This is a genomic window from Desulfobacterales bacterium, assembly GCA_034003325.1.
In the GTDB taxonomy this organism is placed as follows: domain Bacteria; phylum Desulfobacterota; class Desulfobacteria; order Desulfobacterales; family JAFDDL01; genus JAVEYW01.
The window spans coordinates 159,061-182,591 of the sequence record JAVEYW010000010.1; the positions used below are offsets into that span (position 1 = coordinate 159,061).

Sequence of the window (23,531 nt, forward strand, 5' to 3'; positions counted from 1 at the left end):
TATCAATCGGCGGATCAATTCCGGGCAAGCAACGGACGGATGGCCTGCCATGAAAAATGAACTCAAATTAACCGTACATTAATTAGCACAACCGCCTTTTGAACACAATTAATTTTATTATAACAACTTGTTTTTATAAATTAATACAAATAAACGAGCCATCCTCGCAACGAGAACGAAACCGCAACCCCCGTCGAATTTTCGACAAAGGGCCTATCGCAAGGACGAGATGAAGGGCTTCACCGCACCCACGCCGTGCGCCTCAATGCGCCGGATCATCTCTGAGCCGATAACAGCGATATCCGCCTTGCCTTTTAGAAAATCGATTTCATCCCGCTGTCTTACACCGAAACCCAACGCCAGCGGAAGGTTCGTGGCGCTTCGGCATTGCTGAATATAGGTTTCAAGTCCGGCTGAAAAATCGGTTTCAGCACCGGTCACGCCTTTTCTGGCGACACAATAAATAAAGCCGCTGCCAACCTCGGCGATCAATTTCATTCGCTTCAATGCCGTCGTGGGCGAAAAGATATAGATCGGCGCCAGCCCGTTGGCTTTCATGGCGGAAAGATACGCTTCGCTTTCCTCGGGTGGCAAATCCGGGACGATCGCCCCGCGAAGCGCGTTTGCCTTCATGACGGCGGCAAACGGTGCGACCCCGTATTTAAATAAGATATTATAATAGGTCATCAATAAAAACGGAATATCAAAGGCTCGCGCCATTTTCCCGGCGGTTTCAAGGCATTGTTTCACCGTAACGCCCGATGCCAGGGCGATTTGGTTGGCGCGAAGAATCACGGGCCCATCGGCAATCGGTTCTGAAAACGGAATCTGCAACTCGATGAGATCCACCCCGGCATCGACCATGGCGGCGACGATTTCCATGGACGTTTCCATTGACGGATATCCGAGAACAATATGGGTCATCAACAGAATGTCTTTTTCCGTTAATCTGTTTTTGATATACGTCTCAAGCATGATAGCCCTCCGCCTTTTCGATAATGAACGCACGCCATTTCGGGTCGTTAAATGCGTCCGCCACCGTGAAGATATCCTTATCTCCCCGGCCGGACTGGTTAATCAGAATCACATCGGTTTTCGATAGCGTGGGCGCTTCACGAAAGGCACGGGCAAACGCATGGGCGGACTCCAGGGCGGGAATGACACCCTCCTTTTGAATGGTCAGTGACACGGCGTCGATAACCTCTCGATCCGTGGCATATTCAAAGCGAACACGGCCCGTTTGGGCATGGTGGGCCAGAATGGGAGATACCCCGACATAGTCAAGACCCGCCGCCACGCTATGGGTTTCTTTCATCTGCCCGTCACTGTTCTGCAGAAAGAAGGTTTTATACCCTTGGGCAACCCCCACACTGGCGTCCGAAGCCGCCAGCCGCACGGCATGGCGCCCCGAAGCGATCCCCTCGCCGCCCGCCTCCACACCGACCAGCGTCACCGGATCATTCCAAAATCCCGAAAAAACACCCAACGCATTGGACCCACCTCCCACGCAGGCATATACCCGGTCTGGCAGTTTTCCTGCGATTTCAAGCAGCTGCTTCCTGGCCTCTTCTCCGATAATCGACTGAAAATAAGCTACCATTTCCGGAAATGGGTGTGGGCCGCAGGCCGTGCCCAACACATAGTGCGTTGTATCCATGTTGGCAACCCAATCCCTGAACGCTTCGTTTATGGCATCCTTTAAAATCCGGCTGCCCTCCTTGACCGGAACCACGGTGGCCCCCAGCCGCTCCATCCAGAACACGTTGGGCCGCTGACGCGCAACATCGACTTCACCCATGTATATGGTGCAATCAAATCCGAATTTTGCGGCCATGGTGGCCGTGGCGACCCCGTGTTGGCCGGCTCCCGTTTCCGCGATAACCCGCGTTTTGCCCATTCGCCGGGTCAAAAGGCCCTGACCCATGACATTATTGATCTTGTGGGCGCCAGTATGGTTTAAATCCTCCCGCTTGATGTAAATTCGAGCACCGCCAAAATGGCGGCTCAAATTTTCAGCAAAAGTGACCGGTGTCGGCCGGCAGGAATAGCTGGACATGATCGCCTTATATTCCCGCCAAAAACCGGGATCATTTTTTGCGGCCTGAAAAGTCTCATCAAGCGCTTCAAAGGTTGCAACCAGAATTTCGGGAAGAAACGCACCGCCGAACCCGTTATAATATCCCCGTGTTTTCATACCCGACACCTCCTAAAAATTGTGAAAAATCGAATCGGTCCGTACGACAGGTTAAAATCGAATACACCGCATTATCGGCTTGCGGAAAATGAAGAAATCGCTGAACAGACAGGATCGGCATTTCAATCGGTATTTGCAACTGCTTTGCCTGCGAACGGCTCGGATGCATCGCCCGGAATAATTGTTTCCCCGAGGTCGGCCGCATGAAAAATACTTCCTCCACGGCCTGAGAAAGGGATCTACCTGCCAGATCAATCCGGTCAATCCCTGAAAAAAGCGCTGCATGCAGGTAGATATCCTCGATCAACACGGGATTGGCATCCGCATAACTGAGCCGTGAAAAATAATATGCCTGCGCGCCCGAAAATGGATGGCCCGCATCGGGCGGCACCAAAACCATTCGCATGACATGCAATATTTCCGTCCGAATGGCCACGCCTTTTTTCTGAAAAGAGGCAAGGGTACCGCCGAGAGAAAAAAGGTCCACCTCCTTTGGCGCTTTCTGAACAAAGGTTCCGGCGCCCCGTTTTCGCGTGAGCAGCCCCTTGCGAATAAGAGATTCTGTGGCCTGCCTGGCCGTGGGGCGGCCGATACCGTAAACTCTGGCCATCTCGATTTCCGAAGCAATCCGATCCCCGGGCCGATATTGTCCTGATCTTATTTTCCCAGATAGAATATCCGCCAACTGTCGATAAAGCGGTATCGGTGATTGCGGGTTGAGTACAGGTGATGGTTGTATTTCTTCATTCATACGCACATCCATAGTCGGCTTCGCCAAAAATATGCAGTCGTCAAACGCCTTGTTTTTATCTGATACAACCTCAAATTGGTAAAGTTGTCAAGACAAATTTACATCTATCCATTCGCCCTTGTCAAACCCCGGGCCTTTTGTTATTCAATCCTGCATGAAAATCACGGATAAAAATACCTCGATTATTCTGGCTTCCAAGTCGCCACGCCGCAGATATTTGCTAAAGCAGGCCGGCCTGAAATTCTCTGTCGTGCCGAGTGATTTCGATGAAGATACCGTTGCGCCCGTCGATCCGCCGCTGTTTGCGCGAACGCTGGCTGAAGCCAAGGCGCGTGACGTAGCCCGCAAATATCCGGAAAGCTGGGTAATCGGTGCGGACACCATTGTTTTGATCGACCAAATGATACTCGGTAAACCCGCTTCACGTGACGATGCCAGATGCATGCTGCAACGGCTGAGCAATCAGACGCATCAGGTGCTCACCGGCTATTGTATCTGTTGCCAAAAAAAGGGGCGGTTTTTTTCCGATACAGTGTCGACGGATGTCACCTTTAAGGCACTCACCGAAAATGAAATCGAATGGTACATTCACACGGACGAGCCGTTTGACAAAGCCGGGGCCTACGCCATTCAGGGACTCGGCACCTTTCTGGTCAAAGCGATCAACGGCTCTTACACCAATGTGGTCGGCCTGCCGGTGTGTGAGGTCATCGAATTATTGATTCGTGAAGGGGTCGTGGGGTTTCAGACGCATACAGCGGAATATGTCTGAACAATCGCGCGTTGGGGGTTTTTGAAATCAATTTTGCTCAATATCGAAGCGCGCATTCGCAAGGCGGCCATCGAAGCAAACAGAGATCCGGAATCCGTTCGCCTGGTGGCGGTCAGCAAGACCAAGCCGATTGAACTGGTTCGAAAAGCCATCGAAGCCGGGGCAAACATTATCGGTGAAAACTATGTTCAGGAAGCCCGGGACAAGTTCACCGCACTGGGCGCGCTTTCAGCATCCTGGCATTTCATCGGACATCTTCAATCCAACAAGGCCAAATATGCGGTTCGAATATTTGATCTGATTCATACGGTGGATTCCCTCAACCTGGCGGCCGAACTCAACCGACAGGCCGCTAAAATCAATAAAATTCAGGATATTCTGATACAAGTGAATATCGCGGAAGAAGATAGCAAGTCCGGAGTGTCCCCATCCGGTGCGCCATCACTGATCGAGGCAATTGCCCCCCTTGCCCATGTTCGAATCAAGGGGTTGATGTGCATTCCGCCCTTTTTTGATGCGCCGCAAAAGGCACAGCCCTATTTCAGGGCCTTGCGCTTATTGCGGGACGAACTGGAGCAGAAAAACAACCCGAATGTCACCCTGACAGAGCTATCCATGGGAATGACCGGTGATTTCGAGGTCGCCATTGCGGAAGGCGCCACGCTGGTACGCATCGGAACTGCTCTTTTCGGGAGGCGTGAATGAGGGTTTTGATGCATATTTGTTGTGCGCCATGCAGCATTTTTCCCATCAACCGCCTTCGCAGTGAGGCGATGGAGATAAGGGGTTTCTTTTATCGCCACAATATTCACCCGTGGAAGGAATGCGAACGCCGGGAAGAGGCGCTTCGAGCCTATGCCGAGACGATCTCGTTACCGGTCATTTATCAAAAAGGCTATGACATGGAAGTGTTTCTGCAGAACGTGGCCTTTCGGGAATCAGACCGTTGCCGGTATTGCTACCATGATCGGCTGAAAACCACCGCCTTATTGGCCAAGCGCGGCCGGTTTGACTGTTTTACCTCAACCCTTCTTTACAGCAAATTTCAACAGCATGATGTCATCAGGGCCACGGGCGAAGCCGTCGCGAAATCCACCGGCATCCCTTTTTTGTACCGGGACTTCAGGGAAGGCTGGAAAGAAGGCGTGGACCAATCTAAAGCGTTCAACATGTACCGCCAACCGTATTGCGGCTGCATCTATAGTGAAAAAGAGAGATATTACAAAGCGCGTTGAGTTAACCCCAATCAATCCAAAGAGCCCGATATGTTTGGCAACTTCATTCATTTTATCGTTGTTCTGCTGATTTATGCCACCTATCAGCCCGTTGAAGAGACGAATTTCAGCCTCGTCGAATCTCTCTTTTTGTTTGTCTGCCTGGCGATTTTATTTGCGGGACAGACCTGGGTGTCCTTCCACAACCTGGAAAAACGGGTTCATCAGGATCGGTTAAGCCGGCTCGATCATCGGTTCAGTGCGATTGTGCTGAGGCAATCGGTTCTGGCGATCGGTCTTTTTGCCGTTGATATATACGGGCTGAACATCACCTCTTTTCTTTCCGCCCTTCCCTTTTTCTCCATGGTTCCGACCCTTCAGGCGCTTTGTTGCCTCGGAATATATATCGGTTACCTATCCATCATCTGGTCCTGTGCGCACACCGCGTATCGGCAAATCTACCCCACCCGCATCAGCCGGGCTTCTTATGTGGGGTCCAACATCACCTTTTCGGTCCCTGTCCTGATTCCATGGCTTGTGTTATCGGCATTGGCGGATCTAATTCAGCTGCTTCCCTTTGAATTCACCCGCCACCTTTTTTCAACCACATGGGGGCAGGTTTCATATTTCCTTATTTTTATGGTTGTCATCGCGCTGGTCGGTCCAACCCTGATTCAAATATTCTGGCGCTGTAAACCCCTTGAAAACAATTCATACCGGGAATTGATCGAGGCTCGCTGCCGAAAAGCAGGGATCACCTATAACGATATCGTCTACTGGCCCATTTTCGGCGGCTCGATGATCACGGCCGGCGTTATGGGGCTTGTCGGGAAATTCCGATACATTCTTGTCACCAAATCCCTGCTTCGATATCTGTCCTCTGAGGAACTCGATGCCGTCATTGCGCATGAAATCGGACATGTCAAAAAACACCACCTTTTGTTTTACCTGATGTTCTTTACCGGTTTCATGTTTTTATCCCTGGCCACTCAAAACGTATTTCTTTATGCCATCCTTTATACCCAACCGATATATCGGCTGTTGACCGGATTCGGCGTTTCCGCCGCGACCATTACTTCCGCTCTGGACGCCTTGCTGTTCATTCTTATTTTTATTGTCTATTTTCGGTATCTTTTTGGATTTTTCATGCGCAATTTCGAGCGTCAGGCAGACGCTTACGTTTACACTCAACTCGACAGCGCGGGACCGCTTGTCTCGACCTTGAAAAAAATCGGCCTTGCCAGCGGCCAGCCCATGGACAAGCCGAACTGGCATCACTTCAGCATCGGGGAGCGAATTCGGTTCCTTGAAACATGTGAGACCGATCGCAGCCGAATCAGTCGGCACGATCGAAAAATCAAAACGGGAATTGCCGCCTATATCTTAGGGTTTTTTCTGATCGGCAGCTTCGGTTACCAGTTGCAATACAGCGAAGGCGGAAAAACCTTTTATCGGGAAACGCTCATCCGCTATATCGAAAGCCAATTAAAGGAAGACCCGAGTAATCCGGCCGTATTAAAGGTACTGGGCCTGCTTTATACGGAAAAAGGGGACCAGGCGCAGGCCAAAAAAGAGTTTGATCAGGCCGTAACCGCCTATGAGCAATCCCTTCGATACGATATGCATAACCCCTATGCGCTCAACAATCTGGCCTGGCTCTATGCGACAAGCGAGGCGGAAAAGTTCCGCAACCCCCAACGCGCGCTTTCCTTGGCATTGGCCGCCGCGCGGTTGGAGCGCTCGGCCCAGATTCTCGACACACTGGCCGAATGCTATTATATCAACGGAGATAAGGAGGCCGCTATCAGCGCGGCAACTGAAGCCTTGAGGTCGGCGACAGAAAACCGAAACTATTTTCAGGATCAACTCGAGAGATTTAAACGCTGAAAAGCCGGAAGGCCTTTCACACGATTTTTAAATCCACGCTGCAATCCCCCTGCCGGGGCCCCTGGTCGATAACAGCCGCAGCCGTCACAATGCCGGTTGCCGTGCTGACGGAAATAGGGGAATTCATCTTTAGTTTTTCTATTTTTGCACCCTTTTTAAGCAGCGCGATCACATCCCGATGGGCACTCGATACAATCAGATTGATCGAATCGGAAGTTTGCAGATTGACCGGAATTTCTACCAGCTGGCCGGCTCTCGGACCAACTGAAACGGGAAAACCGACAGAGCTGACATAGTCGATATAATCCTCAATAAGATCTTCCTCGGGAGGTCTCTTTTGCGGTTTTTTCTCGGGCAACAAAGCATCGATAATCTCGTTATACTCTTCAGCTCCCGACGCCGTGCTGACGGCGTCACCGCCTTGCGATGCGATCGCTTTGGGAAGCATATCAATCATATCTTCATAGGAGTCTTCATAAGGATCATAGTCGGGCGGTTGCGATTGTTTCTCGGGCGGCGCAGCGGGTTTGGCGACCGGCGGCGGCGCGGGTGACGGTGCCATTCCCCCGGTCGACTGGACCGCAGACGTCATGCCATAGGTTTTGGCCAAAAACCGATTTAATACGTCCAGTTCTTCCTTTGGGAAATTGGCGTTGGCCTCCCATTTTTGGTATTGCATCATGGGATCATGGGCCGAGCGGATCGCCATATGGCAACGAAGAATGTGTTTGGCCACCTCGATTCGACGGTCCGGATGGTCCAACAACAGCTCAAACTCCTGAATCGCCCGGTCAAACAAGCCGAACTTAGCCAAGGCCATGGCCCCCTCGATGGCGGCCGAAACGGAATCCCCCCCTTCCGAAACCGAAAACAGTTTCTTGATGAGCTCCTTGTCCGTCATCGAAATTTCAGGGGTCACCGTTCTTTTTTCGACCCGATAGACGACTTTTTGCAGAGAAGCGATTTTGCGACGCACGCCATCGAGCAGTTCTTCTCTGTTTTTTAGGCCCGCAGTCTCCTCAATCAGCAGCATCGCCGCATCGTATTTTTTCCGCGCATCTGCCAACAAGCCCTGAGTTTGGTAGATATTGGCTTCACTGAGCAATGTTTTTAGCGTCTTTGCTGCTTCCATGTCATCCGTCCAACCAGGTTTAACTCGTTAGAATCACTCGAAACGCTTTCAATTCAGCCCGTTGGAACACCGCAACCCTCAACTTCGCTGAAGCCGTTCGTTAATCAGATTAACGGTCACCTCGTTGGCGTGATGGAGCCGGGAGGCCATGATGCCGAAAAGGTGACGCGCCACATCCGGATATTTTTCGATGACCTCATGCAATTTGTCTCCGGGAAATCGCTTGATCACCGATCGGCCCTTGGAAATAATAGAGGCGGACCGAGACTCGTTCGTAAGCACCGCCATTTCACCAAAATATTCATCGGGTTCCGTGATTTCAGCGATTTTCTTTCCGCCTTTAACCACCACCAGTGCGCCTTGAATCAATTTAAAAAAGTCCTTGTCCTGATTACCTTCCCGTATGATCACGTCCTTGTCTTCATACCGTTCGACATCCGGTGTCACCAGGTAAGCCGGCATCGATTCCTTGGTGATGACCGTGCGCTTCATCACCTCTTCAAAAGAGATAACCCCCTGCCTCGCTTTTTCAAGGGCGGCGTCCCTTAGTGTTTTCATACCTTCCTGTATGGCGGTTTTGCGCAACTGATCTTCTGCGACATTGGCACTGATGGCTTTACCGACCTCATCGGTGACCTCCATGAGCTCATAAAGACCGGTTCGGCCCTTATATCCGGACCCCTTGCAGGCGGGGCACCCCTGAGGGCCATAGAGTTTGAGTTCCGGAATCTCTTCTTTGGAAAATCCGGCCACCTCGAGTTCCTCGGGGTTATAATGATCCACTTGCGTTTTGCAATTGGGACAAAGTTTTCGAGCCAGTCGCTGGGAAAGCACCATGGTCACGGCCGAGGCAAGCATATAGGGCGGAATACCGATATCGATCAGCCGGCCGATAGTGGAAGGGCAATCATTGGTGTGAAGCGTGCTGAAAACCAGATGCCCGGTCATGGCCGCCTTAATGGCGATTTCGGCGGTATCCATATCCCGAATTTCGCCCACCATGATAATATCCGGATCCTGGCGTAAAAAGGCCTTCAGCGCGGCGGCGAAGGTCATGCCCACTTCATCCCTGACATTGACCTGGTTGATCCCTTTGAAATTGAATTCAACCGGATCTTCCGCCGTTAAAATCTTGGTATCTTCCGTATTCAAGCGGTTTAGAATCGAATAAAGCGTGGTCGTTTTCCCGCTGCCGGTGGGGCCGGTGACGAGCAAGAGACCATAGGGGCGGCTGATACATCGCTTCAGCGCGGCAAAGGTGTCCTTTTCAAACCCCATCACCGTCAAATCGACATTGAGCGCCCCCCTGTCCAGAATTCGCATGACCGTGCTCTCACCGAACAGGGTCGGAAGCGTCGAGACGCGGAAATCCACCGCTTTTTTCCTGCCGATCTTCAATTTGATGCGGCCGTCTTGGGGAACACGTCGCTCGGCAATATTAAGACCGGCAAGGATCTTAATTCTCGACGTCAGGGCATTTTTAATGGAAACTGGAAAGTTTTTCGACTTATACAGAGAACCGTCCAGCCGGTAGCGAACTTGCAGCGAATTTTCAAACGGCTCGATATGAATATCGCTGACCCCCTCGTTAATGGCGGTGATCAAAATACCGTTAACCAGCTTGATGATCGGACCGTCCGAAGCGGAATACTGGTCCGAAATATCCTCTGTTTCCGTTGAGGCCAGTTCTATGTCTTCAAGCGCCTCGGACACAAGAGAGCCGAAGTCGTCCACTTCGGACATTCGGTCTTCTTCCTCGCTCTCTTCAATCGTTAAGGAGACATAGCTTGCGTGCTCCTCTTCGCTGATGCCGTAATATTTTTGATATGCCTCCGCAATATCTCTTTCCGTGGAGACGCTGACATCCAGGCTTTTTTTGATCTCCTTCTGAAGACCTTCGACAGCCCCCGTATCCGTCGGCTCCGCCATAACCACGGACAATTGATCTCCTTCCAACTTGAAGGGAAAGGCCATGTATTTTTTGGCGATCTCATAGGGGACAAGGTTGACGGCTTCCGGATCCGGCGTGATTTTGGAAATCGTGACCGAGGAATAATTATGAATCCGGCTTAACACACTGGAGATGGTCTCATCTTCAATATAGCCCAATCGAAGGAGAATGTTGCCCAGCCGGCCATCATGTTTTTTTTGATAATTGAGCGCCTCTTCAAGCTGAAAGCTGGTAATTTGCCCTTCCTTGGACAACACCTCGCCGATTTTGGTCTTGCCGGCACCCGACTGGTCCCGAATGGTGGCTTTCAGGCTCGATTTCTTGCCGGCCGTTGTGCCGGGGCGTTGTTGCATCGTTGCGGGTTTTGCCATCTTTGTGAGGCCTCTATATCAAGCACGGTTTAAAAGAATTTACATCATAATCCAAAGCTTAGGAATTTTAAACCCTTCTTTGGCCTTTGGCAACGGAATTTTGTGAAAACCACAGCAGAAAGGGTGCCATCGGACCGGGCATCATTTAATACAAACCTTGCGGACCTGCGCCATGTCGCAATGCCCTGCCAGCACCTTTTCAATGCCGTCCTGCTTCAGGGTCGTCATGCCGTCTTTGATGGCCTGAGCACGAATGGCCTCAACGCTTGCACCGGTTTGAATGAGGCGCTTAATATCATCGGTCCCCATGAGCAATTCGTGCAACGCCATTCGTCCCGAGTAACCGGTCCGGCGGCATTTTGAACAGCCACCGGGTTTATAAAGCACCATCTCCGTTGAAAAATCAACGCCCACATGGCGATGAAACAATTCTTCACCATATTCGCGAACAAGCGCTTCAAAATCGGCCGGCCGGGGATGAACCGGTTGTTTGCATTTTTCACATAATCTCGGCATCAAACGTTGCGCAAGTATGCATATGACGGCATCGGAAAAATTAAACGGGTCCATTCCCATATCCAACAATCGCACAATGCTCTCCGGCGCATTATTGGTGTGAAGCGTCGAAAACACCAGATGCCCCGTCAGGGACGCCTCGATACCGATTCTCGCAGTTTCTCGATCCCGCATTTCACCGACCATGATCACGTCCGGATCCGCCCGTAAAAAGGCCCGCATGGCCGCGGCGAAATCAAAATGAATCTTCGGCTGCACCTGAACCTGCCGGAGTCCTTTTTGGGTCAATTCCACCGGGTCCTCGGCGGTCCATATTTTTTTGGTGACATCATTAATGCGATTAAGCGCCGCATGAAGCGTCGTGGTTTTACCGGATCCCGTTGGGCCACAAACAAAAATAATGCCATAAGGCCGTTCAATAGCGCGAATAAAATTTTCAAGGTTTTCGGTTTTAAAATCCATCGCTTCCAGGGGCAATGGTTTCTCGTTCGATAACAGGCGAATCACGACATCCTCTACATCCCCCTGCGTGGGGATGGTGGCAACCCGCAATTCCACGCTTTCCTTGCCAAATCGACCGAACCGGATTTTCCCATCCTGGGGGCGGCGCCTTTCGGCGATGTCCAGGTCCGCCATCACCTTTATTCGGGAGACAATTGCTTTTTTATAACTTGACGGCATGTTTCGATATAATCGACATATGCCGTCCACCCTGAAGCGAATCTGCGTGTCCAGCACCCCAGAATAGGGTTCAATATGAATATCGGAAGCCCCCTGCTCCAATGCATCCAGAATGATCTTGTTGACCAGCTGCACAACCGTGCTATCCCGTTCGCTGTAATCATCGGACGCTTGCAGCTCAACTTCCGGAAGATCGGCTTCAAGCTGAACCAGTATATCGTCAATAGGCGCCGGTTCCTTTAGATGATCGGCGAAAAGATCGATCATGGCCATAATATCCTGCCGCAGGCTAACGAAAAAACGAAGCGCCCGGCCAGAAAACACCGCCTTTATTTCATCAATGATTTCCAGGTTGTTGGGGTCGGAAACGGCAATAATAACCACGCCGTTTTCAATTCGTAACGGCACCCAGGCATTTTTCCGCAGAAACGGCACCTTCAAGCCTTTCATCAATGCACGGGGCTTTTCCATGCCGGGTTGAAATTCGACGAAAGGGACTCTATGGTATTGACTCAGTGAGCGCCCCAAATCTTTTTTCCCGATATGAAAGGTATCGATCAAAATGGTTTCCATGGGTACCTGCTCCTTGCGGGCAAGGGCGGCGGCTTTCTGCAATTGCGCCTCGGTAATTTGCTGCGTGTCAATCAGGTATTGATACCGGTGGGATTGAAATTTTCGCATCCGCTTCTGGTTATACAGGGCGATGCCGAAGGTATCCGCCAATTGCCGAATCGCGCTTTCATCCAATGGATCAAATCGTGAATTATTCTTCCGGTTGATAACCTGCAGGGCACCAAGCAGATATTTTTTAAACACAATAGGATGGGCCAGGACTTGCTTGGTGGTGTATCCGCTTTGAGCGTCCCATCGGGGATCGAATTGAAGCTGGGGATGAATCTTTGTTAATTCATCCTTGTCCCGGACATCATAAACATTGATGAGTTTGTGCTTGAAAGCGGCGTGACCGGCGATACTGGCCGTGGATACCGGCAGGTCGATCGCCTTTATTTCATCCCCTGATTTAAAACGGGATACGAGCCGGTCGGTGATTCCGTCTATGGTGTAAACCGTTAGCCGCTCCGCCTGAAAAAGGGCGGTTATCTCCTTTTCCTTTCGAATCAGGATATCATCAATATCCTTGGCGGCATGAATCATGTTGCAAATGGTATGAAGTTTTTCCCGATATTCCACCTCATCTTTTAAACCGCGGACGTCCGCCGGCTTCAGGGATAAGGCCTTCGATGTGTTGTGCATATGCCGCACCTGCTCCGCTTGAAATGAGAATCAACCCGAACGAGAAGCTATTTTTTTTTCAACTGCCGGTAATTTTCGATTATTTTCTTGACCCCCCCGCCAATCAGCAAGACGCCGAGCAAATAAAGGCAGAAACGGATAAAGAAGAGTACTGAAGCAAATTGCTCGATTTGCGCTATCCTCGGCATCACTTGGGGGATTCGGAAAAACACGGCAATGCCGGTGATCGTCAGGAGAACACCCCATGAAATATGCAAAAGGATCTTTTGTTTTTCCATTGTTTCGGCTCCGCCTGCAGGCAATCCGAATGTACGGTTTTGAAACTTAACCCTCTACCAAAAAGCCTGAAACTCACGCAAAGACGCAAAGATCGCAAGGTAACCCGCTAAACCACAGGCGGTTTTTTCTCCGCGTTCTTGGCGGCTTCGCGTGAAAAATCAGTTTTGATGCATCTACCCATTTGGTTAAAACGCCGATTCAATCATCGGTTCGGCTTCAGTCATCCAGCTTTCCGTTAAATGCCGCCTTTCTTTTTTCAAGGAATGCACCAAAGCCTTCCTTGGCGTCACTGCTGACAGTCGCCAGGGCGAAATGATTCATTTCAATGCGACAACCGGTTTGCAGATCGGCATCAAACCCGTTGTTGATCGCTTGTTTGGCGGCCCTGACGGACACCACCCCCTTGGCAGCGATCGTTTGGGCGGTCTTCATCACTTCAGCCATCAGTGCCTCGGGCGCGCAAACCCGGTTGACCATCCCGATCTCCTTTGCCTCGGCAGCGGAAATCATCTTACCGGTCAGAATCATCTCCTTGGCCATGTTCTTTCCGACCAAGCGTGCCAGCCGCTGCGTCCCACCGTAGCCCGGAATGATGCCGAGATTGATTTCAGGCAGCCCGAATTGCGCCTTCTCGGAAGCATAGATAAAATCGCACGCCAAGGCAATCTCGCTTCCTCCACCAAGGGCAAACCCGTTCACGGCTGCGATCACGGGTTGCGGAAGATTTTCCAGCTTAAACAAAATGGCATGGCCGCGTTCAGACAGCAGCTTGGACTGCAGCGGGCTCAGTTTGGCCAATTCCGTAATATCGGCCCCTGCAACAAAGGCTTTTTCTCCGGCACCCGTCAGCACCAGCACACGCACATCAGGGTTTGCAGCAATCCCGTCAAGCGCTTTGGAAAACTCCTTTAATAAGGCATCATTCAAGGCATTTAACGCTTTGGGTCGATTAAAGGTAATAACTGCGATTGCATCACTGACGTTAACCATAATATTTTCGTAATCCATTGAGTCCCCTTTCACAATAACCACCTGTTGATTGAAAAAAATATAATAAAAATACGCTATCCGTTTATGTTGCCTCTTTGTTTCCGATCCATAAAGGCTGTGGGGTTAATTTCCTTCATATAGCCCTTAATACCCCGTATGATCGCATCCGTCAGCCGATCCTGATAGGTAGTATTCATCAAACGCTCGCACTCCCGTGCGTTGCTGATGAAAGAAGTTTCAACCAATATGGCCGGCATCTGCGCACCGAGCAGGACATAAAAGGGGGCTTGTTTCACCCCCTTATCCTTGATGCGATCATAGCGATTGCTGAGTCCCTCATATAATCGGTTCTGCACATGCGCCGCCAGGCGACTCGATTCGTTAACCTTGGCGTTGTTCATTAAATCGTTTAGAATCGTTTGAAGATCGCTGATGTTTTTGGTGGAGGTCGCATTTTCCCTCGCGGCCACGAGAATGGCGTCATTATCGGTAGCAAGGTTTAAAAAATACGTTTCAATACCAAAAGCACGACTGTCGCTATGGGCATTGGTATGAATGGAAATGAAAAGGTCCGCGTCGCTGGTATTGGCGATGGCGGTGCGTTCTTCAAGGGTCAGGTAGCGATCACTGGTGCGTGTCATGATAACTTCACAACCAAGATCTGCGCGAACTTTTTGGGCCAGACGCTTGCCGATTTGCAAAACGACATCCTTTTCATAAACACCGCGCTTGTAGCCCGGCGCGCCGAAATCTTTTCCACCATGCCCCGGGTCGATAACGATTCGGCGTACTCCGAGCGCCAACTGGCGCGCTATAGCGCTTTTCCCGAAATCCTCTTTTTGCCCACCCGATGGCGGCAGTGTAATACTCGCAGATCGACTCCCGATGTCCGTATCTCCCCAGACATCCACAACAATTCGAAAAGGATTGCGCAGGGAAAAAACCTTATATGTTTTAAAGGATTTGATGTCCACAACGACCCGAACGCATTCCGGCGTATATTGTCCGGCCCTGGCGTCAAGGAGCAAATCGTCATTTATCGGAATGAGTTTCTGCAACCCGTCGCCCAGGCGGCTGCGATCAAAATCCACATACAGGCGCTGGGGTTTGTCGATGGAAGGATCTTTTTTCAGAAGCCGATGCGCATACGTTGTTTCTTTTTCCACGTCAATAACAATGCGGGTATAGTTGGCGTTGGACCAAAAACGCAACCCCGATACAGTGGTCAGTCCCGAACCTGTACGCATTCTCGAGTCCGTGGTCGATTCGGAATCGGCAGGCCTTCCGGAATCTGTAAGCATTCCCGAAGCGCCCGGTTTGAAAAACCGGGGCGCCTTTACTATCAGCGACTTGGCAGCAGGCGATACCACCGCCTCTTTTTTCTGAGAAGGCTTCGCAGAGGAGTAAATCGGCTTATGGTTCGGTATTTTTACAGCCTGCGGGGGTGGGGCTTTGAGGAAATTGGCGCCGCCAATACGTCGCAACTCCTGCTCTGCCTTGGCGTTATACCTGCTTGCCGGATATTGCTTAATAATAGCCTCAAATCTATTCAGTGCTTCTTTTCGATCCGACGCCATCCCCGAGCGCCTGAATAATTCATCATACAATTTTCCCGCCCAATAAAGCCCGGCGGCCGCCCATGGGCCGGAGGGCGCCATTTCATGTACTTTCTGGTATTTTTTAATACAATTTAGCCAGTTATGCCGGTATTTCTGCTTTGAGGCATTGCCCCGAAGGGATCGGTACGCAGCCTCGGCGTTTAAAAACCGGCTTTCAGCGGTCTCAGCGAGCGACACATAAGGCGTCAACGCCATAAAGGCAAAGACACACATTAATCCGATGTTAACGATGGCTCGATTCAACATACGCTTTCAATCGATCAAAATTTGGCCTTTCGGCACAGTTCATCCAGCGTGTTCAGCGCTTCCAGCGGTGTCATGCCCGCAATATCAAGATGCCGCAATTTATCCATCACCATTTTTTCAGCCGAGCAAAACATATCCATCTGAACAGGGCCTTTGGGTTCTTTTGAAGCAAGCGTCCCGTCCGCAGAAAGGCCTTTAACACCATTATTGGCCGTTTCGATCCTTAAGAGAATCTTTTTGGAGCGCCGAATGACCTCATCGGGAATTCCGGCCAAACGGGCGACCTGAATACCGTAGCTTCGGTTCGTTCCCCCTTCTACCAGTTTTCTTAAGAAAATGATCTCATCATTCCATTCCTTTACGGCGATATGGAAATTTTTCACTCGGTTTTTTTGTCTCACCAACTCCGTCAACTCATGGTAGTGTGTGGCAAACAGCGTTTTTACACCCTTTCCGTGCAGGTCATGAAGATACTCGGCCACAGCCCAGGCAATGCTCATTCCGTCAAACGTGCTCGTTCCACGCCCTATTTCATCGATAATCACAAGGCTCTGTGGTGTTGCATGATTCAGAATATTGGCGGTCTCCTGCATCTCGACCATAAAGGTGCTCTGCCCCGCGGAAAGATTGTCCAGGGCGCCCACCCGGGTAAATATTCGATCAATCACCGGCAAATCCGCCCTTGCCGCAGGGACGAAACTGCCAAGTTGCGCCATAATAGCGAAAATCGCCACTTGCCGCAAGACCGTTGATTTGCCGGCCATATTCGGCCCCGTAATAATAAGCACCTGGTTTTCCGTATCGTCCATTCGAATGGTATTCGGAACAAATCGCTCCCCGCTGATCATAATCTCAACCACGGGATGGCGACCGGACTCGATCGTCAACGATCCTTCCGTATTGATACGGGGCCGGCAATACCCCTTGGTCTGGGCCAATTCAGCCAGGCTCAGCAGGCAATCGACACGCGCGATAAACTTCGCAACGCCTTGAATCAACACATTTACGGAAATCATCTCGTTTCTGATTTCCGTAAAAATATCATATTCCATGGACGCGCGTTTTTCTTCAGCGCCCAGCACCTGATTTTCATACTGCTTCAACTCATCGGTAATGTATCGCTCGGCATTGACCAGCGTCTGCTTGCGAACATAATGGTCCGGAACGGATTGGCTATGGGTGTTGGGCACCTCGATATAATACCCGAACACTTTATTGTATCGTACCTTTAACGAATTGATGCCGGTTTTTCCCCGCTCATCAGCTTCCAAAGCCGCCAGAAATCCTTTTCCGTCCCTGCTGACACGGATCAAGGCATCCAGCTCCGGAGAAAACCCGGTTTTAATCATCCCGCCTTCGTTGATGGTCGGAGGAGCATCTTCCCTTACCGCTGCCTCAATGCGTTCAGCCAATGCTTCAAGCGGCTCAAGATTCCCCGCCCACAGATACAGAAAAGAACTTAATCCGGATAAATGAGTCCATATTTCAGGTAGTTGCTGAATGGAGTGTTTCAGCGCCGTCAAGTCCCTGGCATTACAGTGGCCCATCGTGATCTTGCTGCCGAGCCGCTCCATATCCTGAACGTGTTTGAGCTTCTCCCGAAGACACCTTCGCACCGGAACATTTTTAAGCGCCTCTTCCACGGCATCAAGCCGCGCTTCAATCTTTTCCTTATCCAGCAACGGATATCGAAGCCAGTTTCGAAGCATTCGCCCGCCCATGGCGGTCCGGGTATAGTCGATAACCCCCAGCAAAGCGCCTCGCTTCGTGCCGGTTCGCATGTTTTTCAGAAGTTCCAAATTCTGGCAGCTCGTATCGTCAACCCATAAGTACTCATTCAGAAAATAGGTCTCGATGCCTGAAAGGTGTGTGATCTTCTGCTTCTGGGTTTCCTTGACATAATGCAACAACCCGCCTGCCGCGCTGATCGCTGCCGGCAGTTTTTCGCATCCGAAACCTTCCAGGCTGAGCGTGTTGAATTGTTCCGTAAGCTGTTGCTTTGCCCGATGCGGCTCATAGGCACTGTCCGGAAGCCGGGTAACGGCCGTTCCACGCAGCGCATTGTAAATGGGCAGAAACACCCCGTCAGTGCCGAGGCCCTCGGGCAACGTCGCTTCGCTGGGCGAAATACGAAAAATCTCATCGGCAATCGCGGCGGCTTTAACGGTTTCGGTCACCCGAAAAGCACCGGTTGAGATATCCAGATATGCAATTCCCAGCGTGTCTTTGTTTTTCGCGACGGACAGAATGTAATTGTTGATTTTTTCTTCCAGAAAAGCATCTTCGACGATCATTCCCGGCGTGATGACCCGAACCACCTCGCGTTTGACCAGTCCCTTGGCAGTTGCCGGATCTTCCACCTGATCACAGATAGCGACTTTATGTCCGTTTTCAATCAGCCGAGCGATATAGGACTGGGCCGCCCGATAGGGAACCCCGCACATCGGCACCTTTTCCTGTTCGTTCTTATTTCGGGAGGTGAGTGTTATCTCCAACACCTTGGAAGCCACAAGGGCATCGTCAAAGAACATTTCATAAAAATCACCCATGCGGTAAAAAAGAATCGCATCCCCATGATCTGCCTTTATCGACAGGTATTGTTGCATCATGGGGGTTGTTTTGGGACCGGCCATGGCTACTCGATACGGGGTGTTAACATCGTGAAGACGCCATCAAGTGTTTGGCTGCGGATCGGAAACGGGCTCGACATCGACCACCGATGGTTCCTCGGAAACGGCTTCCTTGTGCGTGCTTCTCAATTCCAGCTCTTTTCTGAGCTGAGAAATCAGGTCCAGAAGCGACTCATTTTTCGCACGAAGATCCTTGATGATCCGATTGGATTTAAACCGCTGCATCAAACTGAAAAAATAGGCGATGAGAAGTCCGACCATAAAGCAGCCCAAAAACCAGACCGCGTGCGGAAGCGCCGGTGAGGTATACGGCGATGTTATATAGGGATTGAACACAAAACTCTGTGGTTCTTTAAAAAATTCTTTATTTTGAAAAAAAAGAAGCACAATAACGACGATGAGAATGAGCCAGAGTGCGATTTTCACTTTTTTCATCTTATCTCTCCCTTATGGCGACACCGGCGCACCCTAAATGGGGACGCTGATCGACTTTCGATAATCTCAGGTCGGCATTACTTACTCTTTTCATGCTGAAAACTCAACCATTTTTTCCCCCGCTCAGGGGAACCAGCTCCAGCTTTCCCCATACCCCCATCTGCTCTCCGACAATAATGAGTATCCCTTCAACCCCGTCAATCGTTTGGCCGAAGGCCATTGCCTGCTGAATTTCTTTGGCGGACAACACGCGATTGCCGATAGCGGTAGCAGCAGCATCCGCAAGGGCACAGCTTTTGGAAACGACAGAAACCGCATCCGCGTTGCCAAAACTGAGCGAATGGCCCACTGTGCCCGAAGAGGTGCAAACAGCCATGGGGGCATTACCCGATGCGATATTAAGGCCGATCCGCAAGCTTAAGGGAGATTTTCCGGCATAAATTCCCACCGTAACGGGCGCATCGGTCTTGATGTAAACATCCCCGCCGTTTTCAATGATTACTTCTTTCGAGTAGACCGACAAATCTTCCCCGACTCGCTGCGAAACCGCGCCGGCAACGGATGCCATCGGTCCGACACCCGCCTTTTGGCCTGCGCGAATCATATCCCATACAATCGCCGGCATGGGTTCGCTCACCGTCCAGGGAACCAAGCTCGTTGCAAAGACCGGATGCTGGGCAATAAAGGCTTCAAGAAACCTGCGGTGACAAAGAATGCTGTTCAGAGCGATTCGATCCAACGGCTTGTCGGCACGAATGAGCAAGTCCGTCTCTCTGACGGTTATGTTAAAGGTGGTCAACCCCTCTTTTTGAATTCGGTGACGATAGGTGCGTGGTTGGTTCACATTCGGTTGTCCGTTTTAGCTTATAGCTGATAGCTCATAGCTCATAGCTGATAGCTCATAGCTCATAGCTGATAGCTGATAGCTAACAGATGATTTCTGGGTGGACGCTATATCTCAAGCGCCTTTGGCCTCATATGCGCCGGACATTGGCTGAGAAAATATCGATCCGTCATACCGGCGATAAAATCCCGCACGATAGCTTCCTTTGGGTGTTCCTGAATATAATCATGCGACATATCCGCAAGAAAACTTGTGAAAATGACGGATTCACGATTGTCGGCTTCAATATCCGCCAGATATTGATGAAAGCGCATCTCAAAAAGGGTTTCAATCTGCTTGAGGTATTTTTTAATAACGGGGTTCATGTAAATGCGCTCAAGGTTAAATGCTTTGAGTCGTCTGAGAGCATTGGATACGTTTTCACTGAAAGCGACATAGGGGGTTTGATAGCTGTTTCGTATGACGTCGGTCACGAGGGTGTAGACGATGGTTCCGTTCGTGTTCCCCAGAGTATCGCCCACTGCCTTTGGAATGTCGTTTCTTTTCAAAAGGTTCAACCGAATTGCATCTTCAAGATCCCTGCCGATATAGGCGATCGTATCCGCCATACGCACCACGCACCCCTCCAAGGTCATGGGAATCAGCACGGTATTCTCATTAAAGGTTTTCTCGTAAATGTCGCGCTTAAGCGTTTCAAAGGTTTTTCCGGGATCAGGCGTCAGCCGACGGTCATGCACCTCTCCGTCATGGCATAAAATACCGTCCAGGGTCTGAAGACACAGGTTCCAGCCTGTCCCTTTTTTCTCCACCCGGTCCAGGAACTGAACACTTTGCACATTGTGGTGGAAACTGCCGATACCATGCGCCCGGCAAAGATGGGACAGAAATTTTTCCCCATCATGACCAAATGGCGTATGACCGATATCATGCCCCAACGCAATCGCCTCGATAAGATCCTCATTTAAGAGAAGAAAACGACCAATGGTTCTGGCAATTTTTGATACCAGCTGAACATGCAGCACCCGGTGTGTGATGTGGTCGTTTCGAATAAGATAGAACACCTGCGTCTTATCAATGTAACGGGTGTAAGCCAGAGAATGAAGGATTCGATCCACATCCAGTGAAAAGGCCTGACGATAATCGGATGCCAACTGCTTTTCAGGCCGTCGCCGCACGCCCAGGCGGCTGGGCGTAGCCGCATTCGCCATAAACCCGGTTTCCCGCTCATCCAGAGCCGTTCGAATCTCCGCCAACGGCGGACCATCCCCTTTTTCAAAATTAAATTTCTTCATTTTCAATCAATTGCTCCATTAACCGCCAATAATCAATACCCGCTTTCCGGAAGCCCTCCTTTCCATATTTCATATTGGCTTCAAGTACATAATAGGTTCCTTCATGACAACAGATATCGATGCCGACATCATCCCAACGGCATTCCCGGGCCGTGCGCCGTGCAAGATTCAACGCCTCCTCGGGCACGGGATTCATCAGGATGTTTCCCCCCACCGCCACATTGCTTCTGAAATCTCCTTCAGGAGCGACCCGCCAGTAACTGTGAACCACCCGTGAGCCGATCACGACAATCCGCATATCCCGATCAATGGGCAGATAGGTCTGAATATAAGCCAGATCCGTGTCAGCCAGATAAGCCTGTAATTCGTCGGTAGTGGAAATGAGATAAACGCCCCTGCCCATGGCAGACCCACGGGGTATTTTCCCGATAAAAGGGAAATCGAAATGTTCCGTTATTTTTTGTTGTTGTTTCTTTCCATAATAAAAACGGGTTTTGGGGTGTTGAATTCGAAGCAATTGGAACAAGGTGCTTTGTCTGATTTTATCCTGAACGCATTTATACGTGTGATAGCTGGGAAATGTCCGGATTCCGGCGGTTTCAAATAAATCCGCGTAAAAGGATGAGGGGTAATAGATCTTTTTTGCAGATCGAATCATTCGGGCTTCTTCAGGGCTGTAATCTGAAAAATTCGGTTTTACGCCCAGGGTGACCACATTGCGGCATTCGCGCAGCCTGGCTTCCAATGCAATCACTTTTCGTTCCAAGGGGTGACTCATCCATACGCCTGTAGTTATAACGATGCCAATAGGGTATCCACACATTTCGCCAGGGCGACGGAAAACGCGCTTCGGGGGTCGTGACCGATGATGGGCACACCCGTGTCACAGGCCTGGACCACCTTGGGATCAAATGGAAGCGTCCCTAAAAAATTGATGGACTCGCTCAGGGCCATTTTCTTTCCACCGCCCTCCTGAAACGGCGCAATGATCCGGTTACAGCAGGGGCAGGGAAAAGGTCCCATATTTTCCACCATGCCCGCGATATCCAGCCGCACGGTCCGGCAAAAGTTAATGGACTTTCGAACATCCGCGAGGGCGACTTCCTGCGGAGTCGTCACGATCACGGCTTTGGCCTCGGGAATCGACTGTACGACACTCAGCGGTTCATCCCCGGTGCCCGGCGGCGCATCAATCACCAAAAAGTCGAGTTCGCCCCACTGGACATCGCTGATGAACTGGCGAATCACACCGTGCTTTGCCGGACCACGCCAAATGACCGCCCGATCCCTGTCCGGCAAAAGGGATTGCATAGAAATAACTTTTACATTGTCTTGGGTTAATTTCGGTATCACTCTGCGTTTATTGGTGATTTCCAGCAAACCCGTCAGCCCCATCATACCGGCAATGCTCGGGCCATGCAAATCCACATCCATCAAGCCGACGCGATACCCCCTTCGCCCCAGTTCCACGGCCAAATTACACGCCACACTGCTTTTTCCCACACCGCCCTTTCCGCTCATCACCATAAGTTTGTGCCGAATATGGGCAAGGGGTTTTTCCAAGACCGCTTTTTGAAGCGCGGCGGCGGCGCCCCCGCTGCAACCGCCACTGCTGCAATTGTTTTCCTGTTTATGATTGTCTGTCATTATTCTATCTCCCGGTATCTAATATCATCTTTCAATTCAATGGGGACGATATAACGAATAGATCCGACGTTATATCGGGGTTTGCCCAAAACCGCTCCGTGTCGATAATCACCCGAACGTCCTCCCCGGTGCTCAATGTAATCCGCTTGGAAATGTTGTAACTATCTTCTTTCTTTGGATTGTCCAGTTCTGCACGCCAGATGAGCCGCCCGTTATCCTTACTGCGCTCAACCTTTCTGATCGCGGCGCGCCGAGGATCCAAATAGATTCTATCCTGAAACGCCTCCTCAGTATCCCATAGGACCAGAACGGCCTCATGCGACTCATCCTTTTCCATACGGGCCATCATCCCCTCATTTGGCGGCTTTGGCCGGCCACTAAACAAAGCGAACACATCCTGCGCATTGATCGGAATGTTGATAAACTTCTTGAAGCCCGAAGCGTCGGCGCGTCGCTTGATAAGCTTGCCGTCATTATGGGTCAGAAAATAGTAATGACTGCCGTCACATGCAATACTGGCCACCGGCTGACCCGCCAGGCCCATGAGTTGAATTCTGAGCTGATCGGGCGCCTTTGCCGCCCAAGCCGCCCGAAAACGCTGTTTGCGTTCGCCCTGCAACATGCTGATGGTGCCGATGCCCTTAAAGGTAACCAGCGTCTTATTCACATTGCCTAACGAGGCCTGCAATGCGGCTGCTTCCGTGAAGGATTCATCCGCTTTCCGGTCAGGCGCCTTTTGTGTTAACGTAGCGCAACCGGTGAAAAAAAAAGTTGCCGCCAAAAGGGCGACAACGAATCGAACCCGGGGACTACCATATGTTCTCAA

The 23,531-nt window shown here is 50.8% G+C and carries 20 protein-coding genes; 4 read left to right on the forward strand and 16 right to left on the reverse strand.

What is annotated here, in order from left to right:
- Positions 1-213 precede the first annotated feature (213 nt).
- From trpA to RBT11_12400, 3 genes are read right to left on the reverse strand one after another with little or no spacing between them, the layout of a single operon-like run.
- On the reverse strand, positions 214-975 hold the full coding sequence (trpA, locus tag RBT11_12390; protein MDX9787574.1) for a tryptophan synthase subunit alpha: 762 nt from the start codon (positions 973-975) through the stop codon (positions 214-216).
- Complete coding sequence (trpB, locus tag RBT11_12395; protein MDX9787575.1) at positions 968-2,194, reverse strand: tryptophan synthase subunit beta; 1,227 nt, start codon at positions 2,192-2,194, stop codon at positions 968-970. Before trpB ends, trpA begins: the two co-directional genes overlap by 8 nt.
- Entirely contained in the window at positions 2,172-2,945 is a 774-nt protein-coding gene (locus RBT11_12400) for a GntR family transcriptional regulator (protein MDX9787576.1), read from the reverse strand. Before RBT11_12400 ends, trpB begins: the two co-directional genes overlap by 23 nt.
- Before the next feature lie 154 nt (positions 2,946-3,099).
- Here RBT11_12400 and RBT11_12405 point away from each other — a divergent pair, with 154 nt between their 5' ends.
- Genes RBT11_12405 through RBT11_12420 form a run of 4 tightly spaced genes read left to right on the forward strand, consistent with a single transcriptional unit; the run spans position 3,100 to position 6,818 of the window.
- Positions 3,100-3,717: a Maf family protein gene (locus tag RBT11_12405; GenBank protein ID MDX9787577.1), complete on the forward strand. Its 618-nt coding sequence runs from the start codon at positions 3,100-3,102 to the stop codon at positions 3,715-3,717.
- A gap of 21 nt (positions 3,718-3,738) precedes the next feature.
- Positions 3,739-4,422 (forward strand): YggS family pyridoxal phosphate-dependent enzyme, encoded by a 684-nt coding sequence (locus RBT11_12410; GenBank protein ID MDX9787578.1) that lies wholly within the window; start codon positions 3,739-3,741, stop codon positions 4,420-4,422.
- The gene (locus RBT11_12415; GenBank protein MDX9787579.1) at positions 4,419-4,952 is read left to right on the forward strand and encodes an epoxyqueuosine reductase QueH; all 534 of its coding nucleotides are present in this window, start codon (positions 4,419-4,421) and stop codon (positions 4,950-4,952) included. Before RBT11_12410 ends, RBT11_12415 begins: the two co-directional genes overlap by 4 nt.
- A gap of 30 nt (positions 4,953-4,982) precedes the next feature.
- Positions 4,983-6,818, forward strand: a complete 1,836-nt coding sequence (locus RBT11_12420) for a M48 family metalloprotease (GenBank protein ID MDX9787580.1) — start codon at positions 4,983-4,985, stop codon at positions 6,816-6,818.
- A 16-nt stretch (positions 6,819-6,834) separates the two neighbouring features.
- Here the strand turns inward: RBT11_12420 and RBT11_12425 are convergent, their stop codons facing one another.
- The 13 genes from RBT11_12425 to RBT11_12485 form a co-directional block, all read right to left on the reverse strand.
- Positions 6,835-7,950, reverse strand: coding sequence for a hypothetical protein (locus RBT11_12425; protein ID MDX9787581.1), 1,116 nt, complete (start codon positions 7,948-7,950; stop codon positions 6,835-6,837).
- Between the two features lie 78 nt (positions 7,951-8,028).
- Positions 8,029-10,272, reverse strand: coding sequence for a type IV-A pilus assembly ATPase PilB (pilB, locus tag RBT11_12430; protein ID MDX9787582.1), 2,244 nt, complete (start codon positions 10,270-10,272; stop codon positions 8,029-8,031).
- Between the two features lie 141 nt (positions 10,273-10,413).
- Positions 10,414-12,723: a GspE/PulE family protein gene (locus tag RBT11_12435; GenBank protein ID MDX9787583.1), complete on the reverse strand. Its 2,310-nt coding sequence runs from the start codon at positions 12,721-12,723 to the stop codon at positions 10,414-10,416.
- Between the two features lie 47 nt (positions 12,724-12,770).
- Positions 12,771-13,001, reverse strand: a complete 231-nt coding sequence (locus tag RBT11_12440; GenBank protein ID MDX9787584.1) for a hypothetical protein — start codon at positions 12,999-13,001, stop codon at positions 12,771-12,773.
- A gap of 217 nt (positions 13,002-13,218) precedes the next feature.
- Positions 13,219-14,010, reverse strand: a complete 792-nt coding sequence (locus RBT11_12445; protein MDX9787585.1) for an enoyl-CoA hydratase-related protein — start codon at positions 14,008-14,010, stop codon at positions 13,219-13,221.
- 56 nt (positions 14,011-14,066) lie between these two features.
- Entirely contained in the window at positions 14,067-15,857 is a 1,791-nt protein-coding gene (locus RBT11_12450) for an N-acetylmuramoyl-L-alanine amidase (protein ID MDX9787586.1), read from the reverse strand.
- 14 nt (positions 15,858-15,871) lie between these two features.
- A complete protein-coding gene (gene mutS, locus RBT11_12455; GenBank protein MDX9787587.1) occupies positions 15,872-18,490 on the reverse strand; it encodes a DNA mismatch repair protein MutS in 2,619 nt (872 codons plus the stop codon).
- Between the two features lie 39 nt (positions 18,491-18,529).
- A complete protein-coding gene (locus tag RBT11_12460) occupies positions 18,530-18,922 on the reverse strand; it encodes a hypothetical protein (protein ID MDX9787588.1) in 393 nt (130 codons plus the stop codon).
- A gap of 103 nt (positions 18,923-19,025) precedes the next feature.
- Positions 19,026-19,766 (reverse strand): UPF0280 family protein, encoded by a 741-nt coding sequence (locus tag RBT11_12465; protein MDX9787589.1) that lies wholly within the window; start codon positions 19,764-19,766, stop codon positions 19,026-19,028.
- A gap of 107 nt (positions 19,767-19,873) precedes the next feature.
- Complete coding sequence (locus RBT11_12470) at positions 19,874-21,058, reverse strand: HD domain-containing protein (GenBank protein MDX9787590.1); 1,185 nt, start codon at positions 21,056-21,058, stop codon at positions 19,874-19,876.
- Positions 21,045-21,836, reverse strand: a complete 792-nt coding sequence (locus RBT11_12475; protein MDX9787591.1) for a RimK family alpha-L-glutamate ligase — start codon at positions 21,834-21,836, stop codon at positions 21,045-21,047. The genes RBT11_12470 and RBT11_12475 overlap by 14 nt, the downstream gene beginning before the upstream one ends.
- A 14-nt stretch (positions 21,837-21,850) precedes the next feature.
- Positions 21,851-22,705 (reverse strand): Mrp/NBP35 family ATP-binding protein, encoded by an 855-nt coding sequence (locus RBT11_12480; protein MDX9787592.1) that lies wholly within the window; start codon positions 22,703-22,705, stop codon positions 21,851-21,853.
- A gap of 31 nt (positions 22,706-22,736) precedes the next feature.
- Positions 22,737-23,531, reverse strand: coding sequence for a hypothetical protein (locus RBT11_12485; protein MDX9787593.1), 795 nt, complete (start codon positions 23,529-23,531; stop codon positions 22,737-22,739).